General features: G+C 38.0%; 19 protein-coding genes. 9 read left to right on the forward strand and 10 right to left on the reverse strand.

Annotated features, from left to right (window positions below; genetic code table 11):
• From ccmE to ccmA, 5 genes are read right to left on the reverse strand one after another with little or no spacing between them, the layout of a single operon-like run.
• Complete coding sequence (gene ccmE / locus CWC11_RS08000) at nucleotides 1-480, reverse strand: cytochrome c maturation protein CcmE (protein ID WP_138682263.1); 480 nt, start codon at nucleotides 478-480, stop codon at nucleotides 1-3.
• Nucleotides 477-680 carry a heme exporter protein CcmD gene (gene ccmD, locus CWC11_RS08005; RefSeq protein ID WP_058547367.1) on the reverse strand — a complete coding sequence of 68 codons (204 nt, stop codon included), beginning with the start codon at nucleotides 678-680 and terminating at the stop codon, nucleotides 477-479. The genes ccmE and ccmD overlap by 4 nt, the downstream gene beginning before the upstream one ends.
• A 2-nt stretch (nucleotides 681-682) precedes the next feature.
• Nucleotides 683-1,420 carry a heme ABC transporter permease gene (locus CWC11_RS08010; protein ID WP_058547366.1) on the reverse strand — a complete coding sequence of 246 codons (738 nt, stop codon included), beginning with the start codon at nucleotides 1,418-1,420 and terminating at the stop codon, nucleotides 683-685.
• Nucleotides 1,420-2,106, reverse strand: a complete 687-nt coding sequence (gene ccmB / locus CWC11_RS08015; protein ID WP_104642252.1) for a heme exporter protein CcmB — start codon at nucleotides 2,104-2,106, stop codon at nucleotides 1,420-1,422. Before ccmB ends, CWC11_RS08010 begins: the two co-directional genes overlap by 1 nt.
• Entirely contained in the window at nucleotides 2,106-2,726 is a 621-nt protein-coding gene (ccmA, locus tag CWC11_RS08020; RefSeq protein ID WP_104642251.1) for a cytochrome c biogenesis heme-transporting ATPase CcmA, read from the reverse strand. Before ccmA ends, ccmB begins: the two co-directional genes overlap by 1 nt.
• 103 nt (nucleotides 2,727-2,829) lie before the next feature.
• On the opposite strand from ccmA, the gene fliK reads away from it, so the two are divergent.
• Together fliK and CWC11_RS08030 are read left to right on the forward strand one after the other, a co-directional pair.
• The gene (fliK, locus tag CWC11_RS08025; RefSeq protein WP_138682264.1) at nucleotides 2,830-5,259 is read left to right on the forward strand and encodes a flagellar hook-length control protein FliK; all 2,430 of its coding nucleotides are present in this window, start codon (nucleotides 2,830-2,832) and stop codon (nucleotides 5,257-5,259) included.
• Nucleotides 5,260-5,261: 2 nt separating this feature from the next.
• Entirely contained in the window at nucleotides 5,262-5,570 is a 309-nt protein-coding gene (locus tag CWC11_RS08030; protein ID WP_138682265.1) for an EscU/YscU/HrcU family type III secretion system export apparatus switch protein, read from the forward strand.
• 30 nt (nucleotides 5,571-5,600) lie between these two features.
• Here CWC11_RS08030 and CWC11_RS08035 read toward each other — a convergent pair whose 3' ends face one another.
• Nucleotides 5,601-6,137 (reverse strand): thioesterase family protein, encoded by a 537-nt coding sequence (locus tag CWC11_RS08035; protein ID WP_104642249.1) that lies wholly within the window; start codon nucleotides 6,135-6,137, stop codon nucleotides 5,601-5,603.
• A gap of 105 nt (nucleotides 6,138-6,242) precedes the next feature.
• Here CWC11_RS08035 and CWC11_RS08040 point away from each other — a divergent pair, with 105 nt between their 5' ends.
• Entirely contained in the window at nucleotides 6,243-6,737 is a 495-nt protein-coding gene (locus CWC11_RS08040) for a hypothetical protein (RefSeq protein ID WP_138682266.1), read from the forward strand.
• 18 nt (nucleotides 6,738-6,755) lie between these two features.
• Here the strand turns inward: CWC11_RS08040 and tyrR are convergent, their stop codons facing one another.
• The 4 genes from tyrR to bcsE form a co-directional block, all read right to left on the reverse strand.
• Nucleotides 6,756-8,312 carry a transcriptional regulator TyrR gene (tyrR, locus tag CWC11_RS08045; RefSeq protein WP_104642247.1) on the reverse strand — a complete coding sequence of 519 codons (1,557 nt, stop codon included), beginning with the start codon at nucleotides 8,310-8,312 and terminating at the stop codon, nucleotides 6,756-6,758.
• A gap of 155 nt (nucleotides 8,313-8,467) precedes the next feature.
• Nucleotides 8,468-10,051: a cellulose biosynthesis protein BcsG gene (bcsG, locus tag CWC11_RS08050; protein WP_138682267.1), complete on the reverse strand. Its 1,584-nt coding sequence runs from the start codon at nucleotides 10,049-10,051 to the stop codon at nucleotides 8,468-8,470.
• Nucleotides 10,048-10,224: a hypothetical protein gene (locus tag CWC11_RS22810; RefSeq protein ID WP_171038406.1), complete on the reverse strand. Its 177-nt coding sequence runs from the start codon at nucleotides 10,222-10,224 to the stop codon at nucleotides 10,048-10,050. The genes bcsG and CWC11_RS22810 overlap by 4 nt, the downstream gene beginning before the upstream one ends.
• Nucleotides 10,221-11,843, reverse strand: coding sequence for a cellulose biosynthesis protein BcsE (gene bcsE, locus CWC11_RS08055; RefSeq protein WP_138682268.1), 1,623 nt, complete (start codon nucleotides 11,841-11,843; stop codon nucleotides 10,221-10,223). The genes CWC11_RS22810 and bcsE overlap by 4 nt, the downstream gene beginning before the upstream one ends.
• A 116-nt stretch (nucleotides 11,844-11,959) precedes the next feature.
• On the opposite strand from bcsE, the gene bcsR reads away from it, so the two are divergent.
• Genes bcsR through CWC11_RS08085 form a run of 6 tightly spaced genes read left to right on the forward strand, consistent with a single transcriptional unit; the run spans nucleotide 11,960 to nucleotide 22,740 of the window.
• Nucleotides 11,960-12,163, forward strand: a complete 204-nt coding sequence (gene bcsR, locus CWC11_RS08060) for a BcsR/BcsP family cellulose biosynthesis protein (protein ID WP_058547356.1) — start codon at nucleotides 11,960-11,962, stop codon at nucleotides 12,161-12,163.
• A gap of 7 nt (nucleotides 12,164-12,170) precedes the next feature.
• Nucleotides 12,171-12,884: a cellulose biosynthesis protein BcsQ gene (gene bcsQ / locus CWC11_RS08065; RefSeq protein ID WP_138682269.1), complete on the forward strand. Its 714-nt coding sequence runs from the start codon at nucleotides 12,171-12,173 to the stop codon at nucleotides 12,882-12,884.
• Nucleotides 12,885-12,886: 2 nt separating this feature from the next.
• Nucleotides 12,887-15,562 carry a UDP-forming cellulose synthase catalytic subunit gene (gene bcsA / locus CWC11_RS08070; RefSeq protein ID WP_138682270.1) on the forward strand — a complete coding sequence of 892 codons (2,676 nt, stop codon included), beginning with the start codon at nucleotides 12,887-12,889 and terminating at the stop codon, nucleotides 15,560-15,562.
• Entirely contained in the window at nucleotides 15,555-17,801 is a 2,247-nt protein-coding gene (gene bcsB, locus CWC11_RS08075) for a cellulose biosynthesis cyclic di-GMP-binding regulatory protein BcsB (protein WP_138682271.1), read from the forward strand. Before bcsA ends, bcsB begins: the two co-directional genes overlap by 8 nt.
• Nucleotides 17,801-18,931, forward strand: coding sequence for a cellulose synthase complex periplasmic endoglucanase BcsZ (gene bcsZ, locus CWC11_RS08080; protein WP_138682272.1), 1,131 nt, complete (start codon nucleotides 17,801-17,803; stop codon nucleotides 18,929-18,931). The genes bcsB and bcsZ overlap by 1 nt, the downstream gene beginning before the upstream one ends.
• The gene (locus CWC11_RS08085; protein ID WP_138682273.1) at nucleotides 18,922-22,740 is read left to right on the forward strand and encodes a cellulose synthase subunit BcsC-related outer membrane protein; all 3,819 of its coding nucleotides are present in this window, start codon (nucleotides 18,922-18,924) and stop codon (nucleotides 22,738-22,740) included. Before bcsZ ends, CWC11_RS08085 begins: the two co-directional genes overlap by 10 nt.
• Nucleotides 22,741-22,929: the final 189 nt, after the last annotated feature.

A 22,929-nucleotide genomic window follows, 5' to 3' on the forward strand; every position in this document is an offset into this window, starting at 1 on the left:
TTAACTACCGCTATCTAGGTTGTATTTTGGTTTTTCGTGCTTGATGCCTTTTACTGCTTCAGCAACTTCTGCTGGCATGTATTCTTCATCATGCTTTGCAAGCACCTCAAAGGCCTCAATTACATTAGGTTCAACTAAAACACCTTGCGCTACAATCCCTTGCCCTTCGCGAAATAAGTCTGGCAAAATGCCCTGATAGCGAACCGTTACTAATGGGCCTGTATCAATGAGCTTAAAACTTACTTGTAAACTTTGCTCGTTTCGATCAACAGTGCCAGGCACGACCATACCGCCAATTCTTAACTTTTGACCTATATATGGCTTTTCTTTATTTGGGCCTTTACCGTCAATTAATTCACTTGGTGTATAAAACAAGTTTATATTTTCTTGTAGTGCATACAATACAAGACCAATAGAAGTACCTATACCAAACAGTACGGCAATAATCACTAATAGGCGTTTTTTACGTCGTGGGTTCATGATGTTTGTTCCTGCTTAGCTTTTTTAATTCTTTCTTCGCGTATTATTTGTTGCTCTACAGAGGCCATAATACGTTTAGTGTCTCTAAGAGAGTTTAATAAAATACCGAGTAAAATAAGTGCGCATGTACCAAAAGAAAGCCATACATAAAATCCATAGCCTCCCATAGCAATAAAATCTGAAAAAGAGTCAAACTGCATAACTACCCCTTATTTAACAACGCTCGCACCCAAGGGCGATGCTTTTCACGTTGTAAAATTTCATTTTTAAGACGAATTAAAGTCACAGTACCTACAAATGCTGCAAACGCTAAAATGTTCACCATGAGTGGCCAAAACATACTAGGGTCAATTGCTTTTGTGTCGAGTTTTGTAATAGTTGCACCTTGGTGTAGCGTGTTCCACCACTCTACTGAGTAATGAATAATAGGTAAGTTAATAACCCCTACAATGGCTAAAATTGAAGCCGCACGACCTGCTGATTTTTTATCTTCAAAAGCATGGTAAAGCGAAAGCACTCCCAAGTATAAAAACAATAAAATAAGCTCTGAAGTTAAACGTGCATCCCATACCCACCATGCTCCCCACATAGGTTTACCCCATGCGGCACCGGTTATAAGTGCAATGGCAGTTATGCACGCCCCTACTGGCGCAATAGCAATTACTGCAAGTTCTGCATTACGTAACTGCCAAACAAGTGCAACAATTGCGGCTATCGCCATTGATGAATACGCACCCATGGATAAAATAGCTGAAGGCACATGAATAAAAATAATACGGTAACTATCTTTTTGTTGGTAATCCGCAGGCGCAAAACCTAACCCCCAAACCCAACCAACAATCATAGTAATAACCGTAACGACGGCAAAATAAGGCAGTAACGTATTGCATAGCTGATATGCACGCTCCGCTTTAGCATAGGGATGTAACCACTTCCACATTAACTTACACTCACTTTTAAAGCTGACGATATGGCAATTGGCGCACTTATAATAGCAATAACTAACATGGCACCAAGGATGGCAAGCTGCCCACTATAATCCAGCGACATAGAGCTGGTGTCGATAGCAGACGTTGCAAAAATTAAAACAGGAATATACAAAGGCAATACCAGTAAACTCATTAAAATGCCGCCCTTTTGTAATCCTACAGTCAAGCCCGCACCTATTGCGCCTATAAAGCTTAATAATGGCGTACCTAATAATAATGTTAATACGGTTGCGAGTAATGATTGGCTTTCTAAATTTAGTAATAAGGCAAAAAGCGGAGTCATTAATACAAGTGGTAGCCCTGTTACAACCCAGTGCGCAGCCACTTTGCCTAAAACTGATAAAGATAGCGGGTAAGAAGAGGCAATTAACTGCTCTAATGAGCCATCGTTATAGTCATCTCTAAATAACTTATCGAGCCCAAGCATGGTAGAAAGTAGCGCTGCAACCCAGATAATACCGGGAGCCATTCTCGCAAGTAGACCGGGCTCAGGCCCAATTGCTAACGGAAATAACGAAATAACAATCAAAAAGAATAAAATAGGATTAACTATTTCAGCACGCTGGCGAAATGCAAGCTTTACATCTTTACTAAATACCGCGCTAAATAGCTGCCAGTAAGAGTGTTGACGAGTCATTAGTGACGATACTCCAACGTAACCGTTTGCAAGTTATCAAAGTGAGTGGTTAAGTCTTGATGGGTCGTTAATAAAATAGCGCCACCGGTTTTTAAATGCTCACCAAAGCGTTGCTGCAAGTAAGCTACGCCGCTTTTATCAAGGGCGGTAAATGGCTCATCTAATACCCAAAGTTTGCAATCACTTAGCCATAACCGTACCAGCGCCACGCGCCTTTGCTGCCCTGCAGAGAGCATTCTTACCGGCACGTCTTCAAGGCCAACCAAGCCAAGCTTTGCTAAAATAGGATATAAATCGGGAGTGTCTTGATAGCCATTAATTTGCAACCAATATTGTACATTTTCAATTGCGGTGAGCTGCGTATTAACCCCAGTTTTATGACCTATGAATAGCAGCTCTTGTGCATACTCTTCATAGTACTTATTAATTGGCTGCTGATTGAATAAAACAGCGCCTTCGTCAGGCACAGAAAAACCCGCGACAATACGCAATAACGATGTTTTACCAGCCCCATTAGGACCCGCTAATTGCATGATTTGACCGCTATTAAGGCTAAAATTAAGATCCGCAAACAAACAACGATCTTGCTTGATGCAGGTGACGGACTTAATGTGTAACAAGATGACGATTCTCTATGCCAAAAATTAGGCGTTAGTCTACCATAATGATAGGGTAATACGAATATTGCTTTATAATCGATTAACGAAAACTTGATTTAAAATAATGAATACACCAACGCAAATAACATTATCTAATTCATTGGTTAACAATCAAACGACCAACAAGCACACTAATGAATTAACACAATTACCAGATGAGGTTATTGCGGCCAAAAACATTCAATTTAGTAAAGGCTCAATCACGCTTGATGTATTTGTAGATAAACATTGGCAAACAATTAGATTGGGCACCTCGAGTGAAGCACCAAGTACCCAAAAAATAGCAAGTGCAAATATTCAATTAAGCCTCGATGGTAAACAACTCACTATAACGCCAAATAATACAACAATGTCATTAAACCAGCCTGCGCAATTACAGCGTTTACTTAATTACATAAATACAGGCACTGAGGTAGAGAGCAAACCTATGCCAGCACAAATAGTGCTTTCGCCTTCACCTAAGCTAGTTATTGAAAAGCTCAATGCCAGTATTGCTATAAATAAAGATGTGGCGCAAATACTTTCATCGGAGCAACCTTTAAAAATAATTGTGAGTACAAATAATAAAGGCGCTCAACTTAATGTTGTAAATCGATTTGCAGATACCGTGCATTCACAGCCCTTAGCGCAAACAAAATTAGCTAAACTACTAACGGCTTTATTACCAAGTGCTGAACTAAAAACAGCACCCAAACTTGCTATTTTAACGCATCCAAAAAAACAGGGCTCATTCACAATACCTTTAAATAACAAACAAGTGAGCGAATTGCCAAACACCGCTTTAAAAGTAGGCTTGTCCAATCATGCCGACAAAGTTTTAATAAAAACACAAATAAACACAATGCAAGTAACCCTTAATAACTCATTTACTAAGGCGTTTAACAACATTGTGAGTGCTCAACCAAGCGCTTTACCATCTGAGGCTTTAAACAATACGCTAAGCCCTTTAGTTGGCACGAACAGCCCTATAAAGTCGTGGCTACAAACAAGCTTTAGTGATTTTAAAACCCGCATTAACGACGCGGTTAAATATTTTGAAAGCAGACCTTTTACTGACAGTTCAAAACCCTCATTAGCCGCAAGTAACACTGAGCAAAACCAAACCACATTAACTCAAGCTTTAAAACAATTAGATAAGCCTTTAATAACGCAAACAAACATTACTCAACATGTAGATAACGCTTTAAATAAAATTAAAAGCCCAGATGCACCATTACAAAAACACTTTAATCAACTACCTGCTTTAATACAGTTAACACAGTTAGTTAAAGCAAGTGTAAATGTTTGGCAATCCTCTTCTCACATCGCTCAACCAAGCCAAATACCTCTAAATACGCTACAACAAAACACAGTTCACACACCCGCAATAACTAAACCCGTTGATGAAAAAATTGCTGTTGAGCAAAAGGCCGCACCATTAATTACAAAAATCCCTGAACTGCAGCCTAAAACATTACAAGGCTTGCAAAGTCAGCTACCAGCTGCTGTGGCTGATAACCAAAAACCATCAATGTCACAGTCAACTCAAGTGAGCGTTAAACAATTTTTACCCGGAGAAATGCCTTCACGAAGCCAAATGTTACAGCCTATTGAAGCTAAGCTTTTCAGTAAATTATTAAGCTTACCAGTAACAGCGCCAAATATAGTGACTGATAAACCTTTGCTAAGTAGCCAAATTGCAGAAATAGCACATAAAGCCACACAGAACACTCCTGATCTAACTCGCCTAGTTAATCAGGCATTTAATAGAATGGTATCGAGTAGCAATATAAATCCTGCGACTGTTCAACGTGAGATATTAGCAACCATACAGCCAACATTGCTTTCAAGCGAATCATTGCAAAGTAGCTTTAGTAAAGGGCTTGAGCAAGTGGCTGTTAGTATTTTAGCTGCCCCTATTATTAGCCAATCAGTCACGCCTTTGACCTTTAATAATCAAACTGGTTTAGATGCCCTACTGCAAGTACTCATCCCTACATTTAAAACAGGTAATACTGGCCCCAAAATACTTGAGCAATTACAACAAGCTCAAGTACAAGCATTGGCAAGCGAAATAGTACAAGTAAAAAACACGCTTACTCAAGTTAGTGCGCTTACTCCTAATCAACAAATTGATACAAACCCGCTAGCGCAGTTTTTGTTTCCTATGAAACTGCCACCAGAAGCTGGGCAAACCGAAATAACCCTAGGGCAATATAAAAAACCAAGTGCAGATAAATTAGAAGATAAAAATGTATGGTTTGTAAGGCTAAATTTTGATTACGCGCAACTTGGGCAACTACAAATAACGGCAGAGTTAATGGATAAAGCACTTGATTGCCAGCTACTCGCCTCAAGCCAAGAGGTAAGTGCTATTGCTCACCCGCATTTAGATAACCTACGTTCAAAACTGGCTAAGCACGGCTTACAAGTAGGTGAACTAAATTTAAAAAGAGGCGATGCTAAACACAGCGATTTTTATAAATCTCACGCCATTATTAACATTAAGGTTTAATTATGAGCAATGTATCTAACGATAAATCAGCCATCGGTCTTTTATACGAAGCAGGCAACTCACCTACAGTCAGTGTAAAAGGTTTTGGTGAATTAGCAGATGAAATAATAACAGCGGCTAAGCAAAAAGGGATTATGATCCACCAAGATGAGGCGCTCGCTAAAACACTCTCACACTTAAAACTTGGTGAAGAAATACCCAAAGAGCTCTATTATGTGATTGCCGAGTTAATTGCTTTTTCGTATGTGTTAAGAGGGCAATTTCCACCTGGATGGCAAGACTTTCAAGGTAAGTTAAACGTAAAGGCATAAATAGGCGCTAAGCGCCTATATGAGTTAGAGCTACTTAGGTAGGTTAGTTATTTTTTTCTGCTCTAGCATTTCTTTCCAGTGCATAACTTCGCTTGGTAAAATAGGAGTTTGGCCTTCAAAACCAGCTACTTCAAGCATTTCTTCAATACTTACAATCCCTTTTTTATTTTTAAACACACCTCGTACATATGCAACAGCATGTAAGCCACGCTCTGAATGAAACTTTTGTTCTATGTAAAAATATTTATGATCCCAGCCCACTAATTTAGTGCTTATTGTATAACGCTGCATAGGCTTAATATCACGAATATAAGTAATAGCTGTGGCATTTACTATAGGAAACCAACGACGTTTCATTACTTGTTTTAATAAGCCAATTCTTTCGATCATCCACGTACGAGATAAATCCATCATCGCAAGATAGCGAGAATTTGTTAGATGCATATTAATATCGCAATCAGTAGGCAACGCTTTGTAATCAATATCTACTGTATCGAGTAAATCTTGATAATGCTGATTGCGTTTAATTTTAAAAAATAATAATAAAAGTCGAATATATAGGTTCACAACAAAGGTCTTACCAGTTAATTTTACACGAGTGTAGCACAGCCACTTGCTAACACGAATTTTCTAATTTAATCTTAAATCATTATTATAATAAAAAGTAAAATCATGAAATTAAATATTAATGTTATTGCTGGCATTGTGTTGTTAGCACCTAGCTATAGTGCGCTTGCCGATTTTTCATTACCAGGCAAAGGAACTGTAACTTACCCAACTGGCGTAGTTAAAGAATTTGAATTTGGATTTAAATGGCAGCAACAAGCTGAAAAATTCAGTATAGGCTCAAAAAGTTACAATATGGAGAAAATTCCTAGCTCTTACTCTGTTGCAATCACACTTGCTAAAGATGATAGCCAAGTATGGGTACAGGAGTTTAACAACGGCTTTATTAAAGAGTTTGAATGGCACATTGGCGATCATAACGTTGTATTAAAAAAGCAGCAGTTTAGCGATCCGGTAAAAGGTGACTATGTTATTGAACTCAATGGTCGTAGTTACTTTTTTACCCGTAACAACGCAAGTATAGTGATGAACTTTAATGAGGGCGGTATAGAAACAATAGCTATAGATGGGGTTACTAAAAATATGGGCACTAAAAACTAGTGCCCATGAAACTTATTATTACACCTTTACGGTTTTACGGTTAATACCGTAATCACGCAATTTATTTGCCACTGCGGTATGGCTTAAGCCTAAACGCTTAGCCAACTGTCGTGAACTTGGATAAGCAGGATAAAGCTTACGAAGTAAAGTAGCTTCAAAGCGTTTTACTGCTTGATCTAAGGAGCCTTCAAAGTCTGATTCTAAATACCCTAAGTCATGAGTAAAAGTAGGCAACTGTAAATGCTCTACACGTAGCTCACTGTCATCCAACAATGATACTGCACGGTAAATTGCATTTTCGAGCTGGCGTACATTCCCAGGCCAAGGGTATTGCTGTAAAAAGCTTAAACACTCTTGTGAAAGCAATGGAATTGCATGACCATTTTGCTGTGCGTACTTTTGAATAAAATGCTCAGCCAGCGGCCCAACATCAGCTTTTCGGTCTCTTAGTGGCGCTATTTCAAGGGTTAACACATTGATGCGATAATATAAATCTTCCCTAAAGACGCCCTCTTGAACCATTGCTGGTAAGTCTTTTTGAGTCGCTGCAATAATGCGTACATTTACTTTAACTTCGTTTTCATCGCCCACTTTTCTAAACGTGCCATCTTGCAAAAAGCGCAGTAACTTAGTTTGTAATTGAGTCGACATTTCGCCAACTTCATCTAAAAACACAGTACCACCATCAGCTTGTTCTAATACGCCACGTTTAGGCGCTGTGTTTTCTTCATATCCGGCGTAGCCAAATAATTCAGACTCAGCAACATCATCAGGAAGTGACGCACAAGAAAGCGCAATAAAAGGCTTAACAGAACGATTAGATGCATAGTGGCAAGCTCGAGCGAGTAACTCTTTACCCGTACCTGTTTCGCCAGTAATTAAAATGGGAGCTTCTAATTGCGCCATTTTACGTGCTTCACGCACAACTCGACGCATCGCGGTACTAAAATTGTGAATAGTTGCAAAGCTTTCTTGCCCGTAGCGCCTAAAGGCACTTACTTGCTGCCCTAGTCGGCTTTGCGATTTAATATTAATAACTGCACCGGCAAGTACATCACCTTCGCCACCTTGCGGCACTGCGATAGGTAAAATGTCGGCAATAAAGTCTTCACCAGCAACTTCAACGCGTGTGGTTTGACCAAGCACCTCTTTGCCTTCTAACCAGCGCGTAAAGTTAAACCCTTTGAGCAAGTTATTAATGTTTGCCCCGATAACTTCTTTTTCGATAAGTTGTAAGTCTTTACATGCGGCGTCGTTACATAAACGTACCCAACCTTTAGCATCAATTGATATAACACCATCGGGTAATGCACGCAGTAATGTATTTAGTTCGTTGTGCTCACGTTCTGAGGGTAAAAATGCAGTAGTACGCACATCATGAACGCCATCTATTAAACGTATCGAAGGCATGATTTTTTGAAATTGTTCAAATTCAATTTCAGGAAAGCTCACATACATACGGCAATTAACAGAATCGACTTCAATCCCTTTTAAATCAACGCTGTAGTTAACTAATATATTAAGGATTTCTTGGGCAATACCAATTCGATCAGCACAGTGAATATCTAGACGCATACATCCTCAAAGAAGGAAAAACTATATTAGTCGAATAATACGCTAAGTCGCTTTGAGAAGGTAGCTTAATGTAAACATTTTTGGACAAGCAGGTATACTAAAATCCGCTCACTTAAACACTACCTTTTAAAAGTAGCGTTTAAGTGAACACGATATTAGTTACCTTGAGGGTACGCTGTCCAGTCACCGCCATCTAATTGTATGTATGGACGCTGATTCACATACATCATAATTGTATCGGCATTTTCAGCAACTTTAGGGGCTTTAGGTAGGTTTTCAAGTAAGTTAGCAACACTGTTTTTCCCGCCAAAAACATCGGTTTGTAGTGCCTTACTAACAAGCTGTGATAGAGCAAAATAACTGGTTGAATCATCGACAACAATTTGTGAGTAGTTTTGTACGTCAGGGCCTATAAACTTAATAGCAACAGGCACCGAGACAATAGAAGGACTCGGTATTTCACGCAAACCGGCAAATTGCACTTTATCACCCTTTAATGCTGCGCCGTGCTCTGGCACTATCATAAGCATTACATTACGACCACGGCTCTCAAGGTTTTTTACAAACGTATTGATATCACTAAACAAGTTTTTATGTCTTATAGGGTAACTCTGTTGGCTGTTCATACGAGCTCGATTAGCTAGTTGATTGCCATCATGTAAACTTGTTGTGTTGTAATACATAGCACAAGGTTTACAGTCTTTTGCTTGAGTGTCTAACCAACCATTTAGTACTGCACCATCAGAATAAATTGGACTGTCATCAAAACCATATTGAGCAACTGGCATAGAGTCTATATTAAACGGTGTACTATTTAAGCCGCCGTACTTATTAATCAAGCCTTTAAATTCATCAAAATGACCGTCATGGTTCATTACAACATTGTTTTGATACCCTAGTTTTTCTAAGTTTTTAAACAAGTAACATTGCTCTGGTGCATCTTTAAATAATGCTGTTTGGCTTGTTTGTCCGCAACTGGCGCGTAGTAATCTAATTGCAGCAGGACCACTGTATGAGGTCGCCGAATTAAAGTCAGAAAATACCACATCAAAATCGTCATACATGTCTGTTATGTCTACACCAATAGCTTTTAAATCCGCAACTGCCATTGAGCAAACATTCAATATAATTACATCAAACAACTCACCACTCACCTGGCTTGGAAAGTTACTCGTTAATAAACTTTGTTGTTGATAAAAGTCAGCCAGCTTTTGATCTGGAGATTGAATAGCTTCAGTAATTACTTGTGTTTGTGTAGAACTTTGAGTTTGTGCCACTGCAGCAGAGTTTGGTGTATTACTCACAAGGTGTGATTGAGAATCGCCACTTTGCCAGCCCATCACTAAAAGTCCTACAACCGTTACTGTAGTAAAACGTATCCACTGAGATGTATACCAAAAACATATACAAATAACGAATAAAGCTAATATCATATCAACATTAATAACGCGGGTGATTAACTCTATAAAGTAACCAAAACTAAAATCTTGAACATTTCCCGCTTGCTTAGTTAATCGGTTAATTGGTGGCAGCCATGAGTCTTGGTAAAGCAGTACCACGGCTAACACACCACCTAATAGATGTTTGGCTTTTTCGATTAATGGCTTTTTAAACTCAATAGCTAGCATTGCAGCTAAAGCTGCATTTGTAAGTACGTTAAAATCTATTGCGCCATAATAATAAAGGGCAAATTTAACTAAAAAATAAAGGTTCCACACCCCTAAGCCTGACAATTTCACTGCTTATCCTTTTTTATTTTATTTGGTGTATAAGGTTCAAGTACTTCATGTTTAAAAGTAAGCTTATAATAATATTGTTTTATACGTGTTAGTAAGTGCGTACCAAACAAGCACAACACAACACCTAAAATCATCGCCAAAAAGGCTGTCAAAAAAAGTTGATTAATACTCATACACTACCTTTTAATTTCATTGTAAAAGGTTTTGCGTCGGCTCTGCCCTTATCAATAAACTCGGGTGTTTCTAAGTCATCTATAACGCTTTTAGCCATGTCAGGCGCAAACTTGTAACTATCATTTTCTGCCAATTGCTTAGAATAATCTACAAGGTTTTTGCCAGTGTAAAAGCGCCTAAGCTGCTTACACTCTTGTTGAATATAAAAATGATCAGAGATTACATTTTGCTGTGCAAAAAAATCACTCGTTGTTAATTTAAATAAATGCTTAATTGCATTATTTACATCATTTTCTCTACATGCATGTAAATACAAATACACTGTATTTTCTGCAATACTAAATACATCTCCTTCACGCTTAATATGAAATAAATGCAGGGGATGAATTGGATCTATTCTTGGTAAAAGCTCTAATTTAACTAATACCCCACTCACACCAAGGTTAACCGCGGAGTCACTGTGTATTTCTACTTGCTTAGTAAATTCGTTAAAAGGTAAATAACCCTTAGAAAACGTGTTTTCAGTGTATTTTAGCACATGCTCTACTGAAGGAGGCAACGGCCTAGTGTACTGAAAACCTTGGATTGATTGTACTTGCGATAACAACCTAGACGGCTCTGATGAGCTATATAAAATAAGGTTTACGCCAAGCGTTAAAAGTAAGCATTCATCTTGATGACGGATCACACCATCTACATTTTGAATAACTAACTTTAACCAACGGCCGCAGTTTTTTCTTAATTCAAAACATTGTTTGCCTAATAATGCTAAGTCGGTATAGCGTGTAACTGCAAAAATTAATGTCGCTGCTTCTACTTTGGGGCCTTTATTAAATAGCTCATTGTTATCTTTTAAGCTTTTATAATGAGCTGGTAATTTAGTCCCCTCTGGCACTACACTTTGAACTAGCCACACTTCATCCTCATCAGTAAAACCGGACTCTTGAAGTGTTTTATTTTTGTTATTTAAAGCTTCTTGTACTATTAGTTGATGATTATCTATCGATAATTGAAACTGTTCACCCGCTAATATTCCTCGACTGTGGCGCCAGTAGTCATATTCGAGTACACGCACTGCGGAGTCGTTATCAACAAACATCAATCCATCTAGATATTTATTTAAGCGCCTAAATAAAAAACGATAATTAGCTACATCAGGACCCGATATTAAAAATAATAATGTAACGCCCGTTTTTTGCGCAAACGTATAATAATCCTTCATTATTACTTTCAAACTAATATCATCAACACTATTAATTTGTGCAGTATTAAAATGAATAAATACAAGTGCCTTGTTTAGACGCTTATAAGCACTGATCTCTTTTATTATATTTTTATTAATATGCTGAGCACTATATTGTTGCGTGCTTGAGGAAAGTGAAAAGGGATGAACTCTATTTTTTTCATATGCTGAGTTTAACGCTTGAGAAAAAGAAGAGTCAAAAAATGATTCAATTTCTTGAGAAACTATAAATATATCATCAACCAAGCTAGGGTTAATTGAATGTAACGCCAGTTCAATCACAAAATTGTCTAAAGGGGCCAAAACAGCATAACTTGAAGCCGATTTTAACTCTTTTGCTGCAGGCTCTAATCCCGTTATGTTAAAGTTATGCACTTAAAACGCCCTATAAAAAAATACTTTTTTACTAGTTTTACCCGCTATTCTATATATAATAGCCAAATATTGTCCACTTTAAATAAAAATAATTAAAATATTACATAAAGGTTATGATGCGCAGTTTAGCTTATAAAGATTCACAAACGTTAACATCTAGTGACATAGAAAATTTAGCGCGTCGCTTTGGTGGCAAAAGCGAAGATTACATAGAGATTGTAAATAAACAAAAAAACACCCAAACAATCAATAAATATGCTTTATTAAAAGAAATAAATAGCGAACTAAACACATTAATAAGTTCAAATAATAGCGAGTAATGTAACGTTGCAAAGAGTTTTTGTTAAAGGTATCAAAGGTGGGTTGGGTAGCACTTCTGTTGTTGCTAACCTTGCGTGCGTATTAAAAAAATCTGATGCAAATGTTGTTGCTATAGACCTAGATGCAAAAAGTGATCTGGGTTTACACTTTGGTCTACCTTGGAAGTCAACTAAGGGGTGGAGTAACGAAGGCTGCTTTGAAGATGCACTTGTACACTTTCACCAAGATAGTGACGGAGTCATATTTTTACCTTTTGGTGATAATAAAGCTGACCAAAACGAAATTATCAGCACAATTAACAATTGCGAAAAGTTGGATTGTTCTCAAAATACTTGGTTCTTGTTCGATTGCCCTTCTTATATTGATTTAGAGCGTTTTCCTCTAAAACCGAATGATATAGTTATTGAGCTTATAAATTGCGATGCTATTTGCCACAGTCTAATTTACAAACGACTACAAAAACTAAAAAGCTCAGAGTCTAACTGGAAGCATTATTTTTTAGTTAATCGTTATAATTCAGCTTCTGTACTCGAGTTTGACTTATTTTCACTTTGGCAATCAACTCTCCCTCTTATGGCACCATTTTTTATTAACAGCGATGAGGTTATTAAAGAATCAACGGCTTATAGAAATGTTGCACTTAACTGTGCGCCGTACAGTATTGCCAATGATGATTTTGAAACACTCGCTGGTTGGCTTGTTAGTAAAGCGGCTTTATAACAATGAGCTTTACTTTATTTTATAAACGCCCCATACACAGTACCTTATACATACTGTTGAGTATTTTATTTACCGATAAGCTTGTACGTTATATTTTATTTAAATTTCACAGCTACTTTAACCAACATAAAGTAAATGTAATTGAGGCTTTTTTAATGCCCTTCATTACTTTATTTAGTTCACTGTTTATAAATATCAAAAAACATAAACTTGATTTTGAATTGGTACTTTACAGTTACTACCCGCACTTGAGATTGCCTTACAGGACCTATATTTACTCAAATATAATACGCTTTATTATTCAAAGCCTGTTTTTAATATTTTTTAAAAATAAGCCCAAAGCTAGCTCGTACTCTATAAAGGAAACTGCAACAGACTACTTTTACGACCGAGTTAGCTATATTTTAAGGCAACTGCGCTGGTTCGATTTAAAGCTAGGTAAACTAATTAGACGCTTACTTTCAAAAAATAAAAAAGCTCCTAAAAAAAGCGCATTTAAAGCAATGTCTGAAGCGCGTATTTGGCAAAATAAACCCATAAAATATTTGATGCTCGCATTTATTTTATTTTTATTAGCCATTTTTATCACTATTCCATTTAGCCTAGAAGCGCAGGCCGTTTTTATCAGCTTTATATTACTAGTTGCATATGCACTTAAGCGCGTAAAAGGTCAAATGGCTACCATTGTCATGATCACTCTCTCTGTAACGACTTCTTCTCGCTATTTATGGTGGCGTTATACTGAGACCTTAAATTGGGATGACCCTGTAGCACTTGCTTTAGGTGCTGGTTTATTACTTGCAGAAACCTATGCGTGGCTGGTGCTTATTTTAGGCTTTTTTCAAACTATTAATCCGCTTGAACGTAAACCTATTCCTTTACCTAAAAATACAGATTTATGGCCCACGGTTGATGTTTACATACCCACTTACAATGAGCCTTTAAGTGTTGTAAAACCAACTACTCTTGCGGCATTAAGTATTGACTGGCCTGCAGATAAATTAAACGTTTATATACTTGATGATGGTAAACGCCCTGAATTTGGCGAATTTGCCAAAGAAGTCGGCGTAGGTTATTTAACTCGACCAGATAATAACCATGCCAAAGCCGGTAACATGAATAGTGCAATGCGCTATACCGATGGCGAATATATTGCTATTTTTGATTGTGACCACGTCCCTGCTCGCTCATTTTTACAAATGACTATGGGGCAATTTTTAAAAGACAGTAAAGTATGTTTAGTACAAACACCGCACCACTTTTTCTCTGCTGATCCATTTGAGCGAAACCTTAATAACCATAGCCAAATCCCAAATGAAAACATGCTATTTTATGGACTTATTCAAGACGGTAACGACATGTGGGATGCCACTTTCTTTTGTGGTTCTTGTGCGGTATTAAAACGAGAAGCACTTGAAGACATTGGCGGCTTTGCTTTTGAAACGGTAACAGAAGATGCACATACAGCACTTCGTATGCAGCGCGCTGGATATAAAACAGCTTATATAAACATTCCACAAGCTGCGGGTCTTGCTACAGATAGCCTTTCAGCTCATATTGGCCAGCGTATTCGTTGGGCGCGAGGTATGGCACAAATTTTTAGACTCGATAATCCATTAATGGGGAAAGGCTTAAGTGTTCCTCAGCGCCTGTGTTACATAAACGCAATGCTGCATTTCCTCTCTGGTATTCCTCGTATTGTTTTTTTAACAGCACCACTGGCACTTATATATTTTAATGCATATATTATTTACGCCCCATTTTTAGCCATATTCATTTATGTTGTGCCAACACTTATCCAAATAAAAGCAACCAATTCGCGTATTCAAGGCAAATATAGATACTCATTTTGGGGAGAAGTCTACGAATCTGTACTTGCTTGGTATATTTTAAAACCAACTACCGTGGCACTTTTCAACCCAAATAAAGGTAAGTTTAATGTTACTGAAAAAGGCGGCCTAAACGATGAAGAGCATTACGATTGGGGTATCTCTAAACCTTATTTGATCCTCTTAATGATTAACTTACTTGGTATACTTGTAGGCATTTTAAGACTCGTTCTGGGCGATCCGAGCCAAATAGGCGTACTTGTAATAAGTATGGGCTGGGCTATTTATAATATTATTATTTTAGGCGCTGCCGTTGCTGTAGCTGCCGAGGCACGACAAGTAAGGCAATCACATCGTATTAAAGCTAATTTTCCGGCGGGTATTCGATTAGCTAATGGGCATACCTTAAAAGTTAAAATTACAGATTACTCCGATAATGGCGTGGGAATTGAAACTGAGCATGCACACTTATGTCGTGTTAACGATAAAATAGAGCTCTTAATGAGCCGCGGTAATAAACAGTTTTCGTTTACAACCCACGTATGTAATACCCGTAAAAAACAAATAGGTTTAACAATTAAAGATTTATCGCTTGAAAAGCAACGTGCCTTTATTCAATGCACATTCTCAAGAGCGGATGCATGGCTAGATTGGCAAAACAACTTTAGACATGATCGTCCGTCGTATAGCTTTAAAGAAGTACAAAAAACAAGTTTGAGGGGCTTTAGTAATTTATTATTTCATGCTCCAAGGCAGTTACAACCTATCATTAAGTTTATGACTAATATTGTCATTTACGTAAACTCATTCACTCCAAAAAAACCGATAGTGCATAATAATTATGATTAAAAAGCTGCTTAATACATTTCTGACATTGTTACTCATTAGTAGTGCCTATCAGGCTCTTGCTATAGAGCCCATGCATGATAAGTCTATGTTTATAAATGGATATCCCGAGAGTGCGCAGGTTTCAAGTCTGCGTTTAGATTTTGAGGCATTAGGTTTTAATGGCTACAAGCTAGATGGAATAAATAATAATTCACGCGTCGATTTTACAAATAGAATTGATAAATTAAGCACAAATTTAAAGCTTAATTTTTCATACACTAACTCACCTTCATTAATCGCTAATGTGTCGCATTTAAAAGTTTATTTTAACGATAATCTAGTTACCGTTTTACCAGTAAACGATAAGTTAAGTGTTGTTAAGAATACGGTTAACCACAGCTTAAGTCTTAACGCAAAATACGTTCAAGACTTCAACCAGGTTCGCTTTGAGCTTGTTGGTTATTATGATTTACAATGCCAAGACTACTTTAGCCGCTCTATTTGGACTGAAATAAACAAGTCGAGCAATATCACGCTTGATCAAAAACAATTAGCAATTGATAGCCGTCTTGAATATTTACCAGAACCATTTTTTGATGATAAAGACTACAGCAAATTAAATTTACCCTTTATTTTTGCAACAACACCAGGTACTAAAGCCATTGAAGCAGCTGCTACATTATCTAGCTGGTTTGGTGCACAAGCAGATTGGCGAGGCGCGAACTTTCCGGTAGTGTTAAATAAAGCACCACAGCAGCATAGCATCGTATTTATTACTAACGATTCTAAACCTGATTTTTTAAAAGATTACCCTGATGTCGAAAAGCCAACCATAGAACTCATCTCAAGCCCTGTTCATAGATACAACAAAATGTTGTTAATACTTGGCCGTGACGAAGAAGATTTAAAAACAGCAGTAACTGGCCTTGTGTTTGGGCACAAAATAATGACCGGCAGAAGCGCAAGTATAGAAGCAATAAACAAACTGCCCCTGCGTAAAGCATACGATGCCCCGCGCTGGCTTCGAGGTGACCGCCCAGTTCATTTTGATGAATTAACTGACTACCCAACTCAATTACAAGCACAAGGCCTAAACAATGGCCCTGTTAAATTAAATATTCGTTTTGCACCAGATTTATTTACGTGGCGCGAAAAAGGTATTCCTATTACGTTGCAATACCGTAATACACCTGAAAGTGAAACCTTAGACTCGCGCTTAAATATGCTAATAAACCAAGAGTTTATTAGTGGCTTTTTATTAGAAAAAGATGATTCATCGCTCACAACAACCAAAACATTACTGCCATTAATAGCCAATACAGATACAACTCAAAGTGCTGAAGATTTTTCGTTAGACGGTATTAAGCTCGCTAACCGAAACGAACTTAACTTTGACTTTAGATTTGCTGTGCTCCAAAAAGGAGAATGTCCAGCCGCTCCTCCTGGTGGAGAATTTGGCGTAATAGATGGAAACTCTAATATTGATGTGAGCGGGTTTGATCACTACATTGCATTACCGGATTTAAATGTATTTGCTAACAGCGGCTTTCCATTTACAAAATACGCTGATTTACAACAAACCATCGTACTTATTGACGAGAAACCGACTCCAGAAGTAATTTCGGTACTGCTTAATTTAACAGGTCATTTTGGTGCAATTACAGGCTACCCAACACATAGAATGAGTGTTGCACACTTAAATCAAAATGCTGACTTAGATGATAAAGATATTTTAGTGATTGCTAAAGCAAGCAGCGTTGCTAACGAACTTGATGAAAATGCACAAACTAATATCTTATTAAATGGCAACCAACGTGCTATTAAACAAGCTATCTACAACGGTGCCTATGATGAGAACGAATCTGAAAAAGTACAAGTGAGCATAAAAAGTAGCGGCGATATGGCCGTAATAACTGGCTTTCAATCTCCGTTTGATTCTGAGCGTTCGATTGTTTCGCTAAGCGCGACTTCTCATAATGGATTTAGCTTGTTAAATAATGCACTAATGAATTCACAAACTCTTGCCCAAATAAAAGGCAGTGCAGCAGTTATTAACTCACAAGGGATCAAAACCATTAAGACTGACGAGCAGTACTTTGTTGGTCATATTCCAGTGCATACCTTAATCTGGTTCCACTTATCAGATCATCCATTTGTACTTGCACTGCTCTCAATTTTAACGCTGCTATTGATCTCATTTATTATATGGCGATTACTACAAGCGCTTACCTATAAACGCTTAGCTGAAGGAGATAAATAATGAAATCACTCATTAATATATTTTTAACTGTGATTGCATTAATAACCTTTAATGCCAGCGCGCAAATAGAACAATGTAAGCCATGGGGCGCATGGCAAACATTTAAAAATAACTTTATAAGCCAAGATGGGCGAGTTATAGACTTAGGTAGCGAGAAAAACATAACGACTTCTGAAGGGCAATCTTACGCATTATTTTTTGCTGTAATTGCCAACGATAAAGCAATGTTTGACTTAATCCTTGATTGGACTCAAGAGCATTTATCTGAAGGCGATTTAAGTACTCGCTTACCTGCATGGCAATGGGGAATTAATAACGATAATGAAACCGGAATTTTAGATTCAAATCCTGCTTCCGACTCTGATTTGTGGATTGCCTACAGCCTATCGCAAGCGGCTATGCTTTGGGATGACCGTCGCTACAGTATTTTAGCTTCAGTGGTTGCACAGCGTATAATGCGTGAAGAAACAGCGTATATTTCAGGTCTTGGTTTATCACTATTACCCGCTCCATCAGGTTTTGAATTTGATAATGAGCGCTTTAAACTAAATCCCAGTTACTCTCCTTTATTTATTTACCAGCAGTTTAAAAAATTATACCCACATTCTCCTTGGCACCAGCTACATGAGGGCTCAGCAAAGCTTATTTTAGATACCGCAAATAAAGGGGTTAGCCCTGACTGGGTGATGTATGATGCTAATAACGGGTTTTACTATGATAGAAAAACAATTGATTTAGGTAGCTATAACGCAATTAGAGTGTATTTATGGGCTAGCATGATGGCAAACGATGCTCCTTACAAAAAAGAACTTTTAGCACAGTTTAAGCCTTTTATAGAGACAATTAATGATAGAGGGTATGTACCTTTAAATACTTTTGCTAAAACTGGAAGGTCTGAAAAAAGAGGCCCTGCTGGCTTTAACTCAGCGCTACTACCTTTACTTGCTGAAAATGCAGATAGCGCTGTTGTAATGGCTATTCAACAAAAGCTAATGGTCGATAAATCATTTACTCAAACACGTTATTACGACAGTGTACTTAACTTATTTGGTACTAGTACATTTAACAATCGTTTTTCAATAACAGCAGATGGGACGCTACAACCAGCATGGAGCACTGAATGCCGTTAAGGTTTGCCCTAGCATGCACATTAGCGCTTAGCTCTGGATTAAGTGCTAATACAGTCAACGATATTGATACACAGTCTGTTGATTGGTTGTTAAGCCAAATAAGCATTGGCGAGGCACAGCAAAACAAAAAGCTTGTTGAAGATAGCTTACGCAAGCTCGTAGCTATCGCGCCTGCTCGTATTGAAACACAATGTGCTGTTGCACGTTATGATTTTGCTAACGGCGAATCTGCAAAAGCCAACCAGCTGCTAAGCAAAATAGATAACGGACTCACAAAGCAAGCCCCTTGTGTTGAAAAGCTTAAAATACTTTCTCGTATTGAGAGTAAAGATAAATCTTTAATTCAACAAGCTAGGCTACTTTCTCGAGCAGGGCGTTACGAACAGGCTCGCGAAATATACAATAAAATTTTTAAAAACACCTACCCTACGCTTAATTACGAGCTAGAGCACTTAAGTTGGTATGGACAAGACAGTGAGCAATGGGCAAGTGTTAAGAAGGGTTATGAAAAGTTATTAAAAAGCTACTCTAATATAGGTTTGGTAGAAATAGCTTATGCAAGGCATCTACTTAGAAAAGACCCTAATGACCAAGTTGCAATAGAGCTATTAGGTCGATACGGCTCTACATCATCGTTTAGTAACGAAGTAGAAGAAATTTGGCTTAGCGCATTAGCTAGCATGCCAATAAATAGACAAACCGATAGTCAGTTTAAAAAGTATTTTTCTATTTACCCTTTTAGCAGTAAAGGGGAGCTTCAATATCAAGACTTCAGAAAAGATTTAAAAGCGCGTCAAACGCTCCTTGCAGATCCTGCTTATCAACTATGGGTAAGAGGCGAGAAGTTACTTGAAAAGAATAAACTAACCTCTGCTGAGCCTCTACTTTTAAGCGCGTTAAAAGGTCGCCCTAAAGATGGAGCTATTATGCGCAGCCTTGGAATTTTATACCTAAGGCTTGGTGATAATACTAAGTCATACAGATACTTTACTAACGCGCAAAAATATACAGCAGACTTTGCTGAACGTGAAACATTAAAAGGTTTAGCAAAAACTGCAAAGTTTTGGCTATATATACGCCAAGCTAAAGATGCAATTAATAATGAAGAGTATAAAACTGCGAAACTAAAGCTAGATTTAGCTGAGTCTTTAGATCAAGACTCAGATATCGTTCTTTATAACAAAGGCTTATTACAATTTGCTCAAGGTCAGTATTCACAAGCAGCACTGACCTATCAAAGCGTTTTAAAAAGCGATCCACTCAATAGTAGTGCGCTAATTGGTTTACTTGCAATAGCAGAACTTGATCAAAACGATCAAGCTCTTACCTCGTTTTATAACAGTTTATCGTATGCTCAGAAAAATCAAATTAAAGACTCATACTCAGTATCTTTAAGCAGCCAATACCGCTCAAAAGCGACCACTTTAGCTCAAGCTGGGGATTTAGAGCAGGCTGAAAAAGTATTAAAAGACGCCATTGAAATAGCACCACAACAACCTTGGCTCTATTACGATTTGGCATTTATTTATCAGCAAAAAGGCCTAACTGAAAAGGCCCGCGCTTTGTTTAATAATGTGCTGTGGCAATTTCCGCTAAACTCGCAAATCCGATATAGCCACGCGCTTTTTTTACGCTCTATAGATGATTATCAAGGCGCAATTAAAACCTTACAATACATTCCTTTTAAAGCTAGGGATGAAGAGATCATTGCACTTGAGCAACAACTTAAACTTAGTCAGTCTTTAACTCAAAGTGAGCGCCATTTAGACACTAAAAATAAAGCTACGGCAATTTATCACTTAAGTAATTTAGAAGCGCAAAATTTAACGCCTGCGATGCAAGCCGAGTTATCACGTAGCTGGTACGCTATTGATGAGAAAAAACACGCCCTAAAACTTATCGATAAAGCATTAATCGCCGAGCCTACGCTTTCATCATATTGGCATACGCTTTTCGGTGAGTGGCTTTTAGAGCAAGGCGACGAGAAAAAAACTAAACAGTGGTTTGAAAATTACGTTTTACCAGAGAGCGCCTCTGAAGACGAAAAAACACAATATGTTCAATTACAAAATAGCTATATTAACCAGTATTACAGTGGCAGCGATTTAATTGCGAAGCTTAACCAGCTTGACCAAAAGTATAAAAATACCCCTGCGACTACTACTGCACTTATTAATGCAAACCTAGCACTAGAGCAACGCGAAGCAGCCGTTATTCTATACCAACAAAAAGTTAAAAATAATCAAGTTATTGAACCTCAAGCATTACTTGCAGTTGCAAGTGCTTACAGAGAGCTTGGCAATGACTTTCAAGCAAAAGAAGTAACTAAGCAAGCAATAGTACAAACTACATCGCAAGAGGATTACTTACAGCGCCAAATAATGTCGTCACTCAATGAATTTAATTATTCAGGCGATGCGCTTTTTTTAGCTGAGCAACTTATTAATAAATCCCCTAACGATCAAGAGCTTCGTTATTTGGGCGCACAGGTAGCTAGTAACTTTAATGAATCAGAGCAAGCTCAAACTTGGTATTCGCAAACGCTTTCACCTGATCGAACTCTAAACGATAAGGAGCTATATGGGTCCCTTTTAAAAATAGATGAAAACGACCCTTGGTATATAAATGGCGCTAAACGCGAACTAATAAACGAACAAAACAAAAATCAAGCTTACATTGCCATTGGCGTTAATTTTAGCGGACAGACAAGTACAGAAAGTGACGCTACACTTGGCGCTGGCTCAGTACCTATTGAAGCTTACTTTCCGCTTTGGCAAGGCCAAGGGTTTATTAAAATAGACCCTACCAGTATTAGCGCACAAACCACACGTTTTGATGAACAGTTTGCAGGCAGCCGCTACGGGCAAGGTGCACTGTGTATTTTTACCTGTGCAATCGATGAAGTCACACCAGAGGAAAGCGGTGTAGATGTAGGTATTGGCTGGCAAAATGAAAATTGGCGCGTAGATGTAGGCACTACCCCACTTGGTTTTTTAATTGAAGATATTGTATGGGGTGTAAATTATGCAGATAGTTTTGGTGACTTTGGTTATAGCCTAGAACTTGAAAAGCGCCCTGTAACAAGTTCAGTACTCTCTTATGCAGGCCTTGAAGATATAAACACCGGTGAAGTTTGGGGCGGAGTTCGCTCTACAGGCCTTACTGCTAATGTTTCACACGACTTAGGCGGCAATTGGGGGTTTTGGTCAAGTGCTGACTTTACCTTATACAAAGGTCAAAATGTTAAAGATAACCAACGCTATAGGGTAATGGGTGGTACATATTACCGTGTTATTAGTAACCAAGACCGAGAGTTTACTGTGGGTGCAAGCCTACTACATTGGGCTTATCAGTATAATTTAAGTGAAGAAACTTGGGGTCATGGCGGTTATTATAGCCCCCAAAACTATGTAGGCTTATCAGTTCCTTTAAGTTATGACGCGCGGTGGGGTGATGATTTTGTTTATCGCTTAAAAACCGGTGTATCGTATTCACAAACCAAAACTCAAGCGATTGACTTTTTCCCTAACGATCCCGACCTTCAATTACAAGCTTACGAGAGAGAGCTAACCACTGGCGTTGATCCTGTGTTTGCAAGTGATGACAGCTCAGGAGTCTCGTATAATATAGAAGGTAGCTTTGAGTATCGTGTAACACCACATTGGTTTTTTGGTGGTTACTTAGCCATTGACCGCTCTGACTTTTACGAGCCGAACTTTGGCCAGCTGTATATCCGTTACTATTTTAACCCTGTATACGGTACATTAGAGTTTCCGGGCACGCCGATTATTCCTTACGCTGACTTTTAACGCGGTAGGCGGTGATACATCGCGAATGCTTCCCCTCGCACTAAGGTATATGTATACTTGAGCGCAATTGTAACTAGGATAAGGGTGTGTCTCTTACCTTGTGGTGTTACTACCATATAGCAAATCATTATCTTAGCTACAAATAATATACTGATGGTCGAGCATTTTAGTACGTACAAATTCTAAAAT

Origin of the sequence: Pseudoalteromonas sp. S3178 (genome assembly GCF_005886985.1) — a bacterium.
Classification (GTDB): Bacteria; Pseudomonadota; Gammaproteobacteria; order Enterobacterales; family Alteromonadaceae; genus Pseudoalteromonas; species Pseudoalteromonas carrageenovora.

Excerpts from the sequence above, each read along its gene's own strand:
- CWC11_RS08010 (WP_058547366.1), bottom strand. The coding sequence starts at position 1,420 with ATGTGGAAGTGGTTACATCCCTATGCTAAAGCGGAGCGTGCATATCAG.
- ccmD (WP_058547367.1), bottom strand. The coding sequence starts at position 680 with ATGCAGTTTGACTCTTTTTCAGATTTTATTGCTATGGGAGGCTATGGA.
- fliK (WP_138682264.1), top strand. The coding sequence starts at position 2,830 with ATGAATACACCAACGCAAATAACATTATCTAATTCATTGGTTAACAAT.
- ccmE (WP_138682263.1), bottom strand. The coding sequence starts at position 480 with ATGAACCCACGACGTAAAAAACGCCTATTAGTGATTATTGCCGTACTG.
- bcsA (WP_138682270.1), top strand. The coding sequence starts at position 12,887 with ATGAGCTTTACTTTATTTTATAAACGCCCCATACACAGTACCTTATAC.
- ccmB (WP_104642252.1), bottom strand. The coding sequence starts at position 2,106 with ATGACTCGTCAACACTCTTACTGGCAGCTATTTAGCGCGGTATTTAGT.
- CWC11_RS08085 (WP_138682273.1), top strand. The coding sequence starts at position 18,922 with ATGCCGTTAAGGTTTGCCCTAGCATGCACATTAGCGCTTAGCTCTGGA.
- bcsZ (WP_138682272.1), top strand. The coding sequence starts at position 17,801 with ATGAAATCACTCATTAATATATTTTTAACTGTGATTGCATTAATAACC.
- CWC11_RS08040 (WP_138682266.1), top strand. The coding sequence starts at position 6,243 with ATGAAATTAAATATTAATGTTATTGCTGGCATTGTGTTGTTAGCACCT.
- tyrR (WP_104642247.1), bottom strand. The coding sequence starts at position 8,312 with ATGCGTCTAGATATTCACTGTGCTGATCGAATTGGTATTGCCCAAGAA.
- CWC11_RS08030 (WP_138682265.1), top strand. The coding sequence starts at position 5,262 with ATGAGCAATGTATCTAACGATAAATCAGCCATCGGTCTTTTATACGAA.
- bcsB (WP_138682271.1), top strand. The coding sequence starts at position 15,555 with ATGATTAAAAAGCTGCTTAATACATTTCTGACATTGTTACTCATTAGT.
- CWC11_RS22810 (WP_171038406.1), bottom strand. The coding sequence starts at position 10,224 with ATGAGTATTAATCAACTTTTTTTGACAGCCTTTTTGGCGATGATTTTA.
- bcsR (WP_058547356.1), top strand. The coding sequence starts at position 11,960 with ATGCGCAGTTTAGCTTATAAAGATTCACAAACGTTAACATCTAGTGAC.